Source organism: Gemmatimonas sp., assembly GCF_036405635.1.
GTDB lineage: Bacteria > Gemmatimonadota > Gemmatimonadetes > Gemmatimonadales > Gemmatimonadaceae > Gemmatimonas.
Genome location: NZ_DASWXE010000192.1, coordinates 1 through 3838 on the forward strand (window position 1 = coordinate 1; position 3838 = coordinate 3838).

At 63.2% G+C, this 3838-nt stretch carries 1 protein-coding gene and 1 pseudogene; both read left to right on the top strand.

Annotated features, from left to right (window positions below):
* Positions 1-660, top strand: a pseudogene (locus VGE27_RS15120) (hypothetical protein); the annotation flags it as partial.
* Positions 661-1036: 376 nt separating this feature from the next.
* On the top strand, positions 1037-3838 hold a 2802-nt coding region (locus VGE27_RS15125; protein WP_331050504.1), incomplete at its 3' end, for a beta strand repeat-containing protein.

The following is a 3838-nucleotide window of genomic DNA, read 5'->3' on the forward strand; positions in this document are numbered from 1 at the left end:
AAGCTGGAATGGCGCGAGGATCGTGGCGCGGAACAGCGCGAGCAGTGGGTCAGTACGAACCGCCTGACGCACAAGATCAACGAGAGCTGGCGCATCGCTGCTCGGCTGAACTACGCCGACACCGACGACGAACTCAACCCGCTGGCCAGTGCCAAGTTCATCGAGGGCAACGTCGGCTTCGCCTATCGTCCCTGGAACAACCAGCGCTGGGGCCTGTTCGGCCGTTACACCCATCTGTACGACCTGGCGACGCTGGGCCAGCTGGGTGGCGCCGATTACGACCAGAAGTCGCAGATCTTGTCATTCGAAGGTGTGTACAAGCTCGACCAGCACTGGGAGTTCGCGGGCAAGGTGGCGCGTCGCGAAGGCGAGGTCAGAATGGGCCGTGGTACGGGCGTGTGGCTCGATTCAGCGACGACGTTCGGTGCCGCGCAAGTGCGCTATGACTTGCGTACCCAGTGGCACGCCTTGGCGGAGTATCGCTGGTTGGATGTGCAGGACGGCGGCACCAAGCAGGGTTTCCTGCTGGGATTGGATCGCGACCTGAACAAGAACTTCCGTATCGGCGTTGGCTACAACTTCACCGATTTCAGTGACGATCTGACGGATTTCGATTACGACCACAAGGGGTGGTTCCTGAATCTCGTCGGGACTTACTGAAGCCTGGTCTGCAAGGTTCACTCTAGAACGTCAGGCCCGTTTGTGTGCCTGACGTCGCACGCGGGGCAGCCGATACGGATGCCCCGCGTGGAAACGTGGGTCTCTTCGCCAGCCCGCCTCGCCACCGCAGAGTGGATGCGACGGAGGTACTGCGCGAACCACCATCCGGGTCATGGACGTGACGACTGGCCCTGTGAGCCGACACGCTTGGCGGTCGATTGCGTGAGCGTGCGTCCCGCGATTGCCTCGCATCGGTTCGATGCATCGCGTGTCCCTCATTAACCCGTGAGCGCGATATCTCCCACGACAACGTTCGTCTGGGTGCCGCTCCATGATTCGCTTGACCTCCAACAGGTTTGCTCTCGCTGTCGCGCTGATGATCTTGGCGGGCCAGGCGGAGGCTGTTCGTGTCGCAGATACCTCGGCTTGGACGGGCACCGCAGCCAACACCACCACGGGCGGCGGCACGGCGCAGGCAACGGTGGACGGAGGCAGTGCCCTCAACGTCACGGTGTCGGCGGCGGCGAACAACTACATCGGCATGGGTTCGACGACGACGTCCGGGGTGACCAATACGCTCAACGGCGTGGAAAGCACGATCAGCGCTACGTGGTACACGCCTAATCTCTCACCGACCACTAGCTACCACGGATTCTTGACCAATGTCGTTGGCACGAGCACCTGGGGAGCCGGCAGCGGCACGGGCGGCACGCTCTCGCCTGCGTGCCGGCATGCGGCCAGTACCGCCATCGGCAGCACCCTTAGCTGCAACAGTATCAATGGTGGAGTTCCGAGCACCCTCAACCTTGCGTTCGAGCACCCGGTGGTGGATCCGGTCATCCATGTCTCGCGATTGGGCGGGTTCTTCAACAACAATATCGCGGGTACCAGCTTCAATACCTGGGCAAGCTTCAGGCTGACGACGCCTGGCGCTACGCTGTCGCTGCTGAACGGCAACGGGCAGCTGGTGGTGACGGGCGGCAACACGATCACGCATGCCCCCATCACGGCGACGAGCCTGCTCGGCGTCAACTGTGGGTCCGGTACCGGTACGCGCGCGGGTTGCGGCAGCGTGCAGGTTAGCGGCACTCCCGTCGCATCGTTGTCCTTCGAAGCAACGTTCAACGTACAGCGCCAGTCGGGAACGGCTGCGCAGGATGCGGCCACGACCAATCTCTACAGCGACGGCATCCATTGGGTCGTCACTCTTCCGGAGGACTATGGCGACGCGCCGGATACCTACAACCAGGGCAACGCGGCGACGCACATCCTGACGGACCTCAGGTTGGGAGCCGCCGTCACGGCAGACAATCCCGGTGTGATCAATACGGGAAGCATTGCGAGCAGTCCGCTTGCGTCGCCCGGGGCAGCAACCGATGGCGGCGACGACGGCGCCACGGTGCCTGCAACGCTCCCCATGGTGGCAGGTTCGGTTACCCAGATTCCGGTGACGCTTTCCGGTGTCAGCAAGTCGGCCGTGGTGTGCGGCTGGATCGACTACAACCGGGATGGCGATTTCGCGGACGCGGGCGAGCGCGCGACGAACTGCACGACGGTAGCAGCGGGGGCGACAACGGCCACCCTGTCGTTCACGGCTCCGGTAGCGATCGCCGCGGGCACGAGCTATGCCCGTATTCGGGTGAGCTACGACAGTACGTTCACCGCGGCCGCCGCAACGCCTACGGGATCACTGGATAGCGGTGAGACGGAAGACTACGTCCTGAGCATCGTCCAGCCCAGCTTCGACACTTGCGATGGTCGGATGTTCCTGGACCAAGTGAATTCCGCGATGACGGTATCCACGTTCTACAACGTGGGCTACGTCAGTGTCCCATTCACCTACAGCAGCCCGGGAACCGGCGCCGCCCGCAACGGCATCGGTTACAACCCGGCGGACAACTACATCTACGGCATCGACTGGGTGGCCGGGACCGGCAACGAGCTGATCCGTGTGGGTTCAGATGGAAGTACCTACAACATGGGCACGATCGCCAGCTTGCCCGTCTCGAACTACAACAACGGTGTGATCTCGCCCGCCGGCGACTATTACCTGATGTCCGGCTTCGGCGGCACGACGCTGTATCGCGTCGACGTTACAAGCCGCACTGCGACGCCGATTACACTGAGTCAGTCGATTCAGGTGTCGGATTTCGCCTGGTACAACGGATTGTTGTATGGAATAAGTGGCGGTCAGTTGGTGAGCGCGAATCCGGTCACGGGCGCGGTTGCGGTGCTGGGTTCCACGTCACCCCTCAATAGTGCCATCGCCATGTGGGGCTTCACCAATGGGATTCTGGCGACTAGTGGCAACTCGATCTACGCGATCGATCCGTTGACCGGCGCGGCAACCCTGATGAGCAGCGCGCCTGCGTCGAACAATGCCGATGGCGCCAACTGTCCAAGTGCCCCGATCCTGTTCAATGCCGATATTTCAACAACCAAGACGAATACTCCCGCATCGGGTGTGAATGATCTGGCTGGCGACACCTACGTGCCCGCTGCGGTCCGTACCTATACGTTGGTGGTCAGCAACACGAGCACCTCCTTCGGTGCCCAGAACATCACCGTGAGCGATCCGGTGCCGACCGGCATCGATCCGGCCACCGTGAGCTGGACGTGTGCCAGCACCTCTGGTGGTGCGCGGTGCGGTGCGGCCAGCGGCAGCGGCGCGCTCAACGACACGGGCCTGGATCTGCCGCCCAGTGCGGTAGCGACCTATCTGGTCACGATGACGGTACCGGCGGGATTCAGCGGCGACTTGTCGAACGTGGTGACCATCACGCCGCCAGCGACGATCAACGACACCAACGCCGCGAACAACACGGCCACCGACGTGGATCAATCCGCGCCGTTGCTGACGATCCGCAAGACCAGCGTCGGCGGCGTGGACAGCTTTGGCTTCACCGGCACCAACGGCGTGGTCACGCAGACCCTGGTCACCACGGTCGCCGGAACGCCGGTCAGCGGCGCCGCCCAGGCCCTGACGGCAGCCGGTACCGCCACCACGATTACCGAAAGCACCACGCCGGCCACCTACCGGGTGACCGACATCACCTGCACGGGACTGGGTGCGGGCGGCACCGCCACGCCAGACCTGACGAACCGGGCGGTTGTGTTGAATGCCGCTGCGACGGCGGCGGGTGCCAACATCATCTGCACGTTCACCAATACCCTGCAG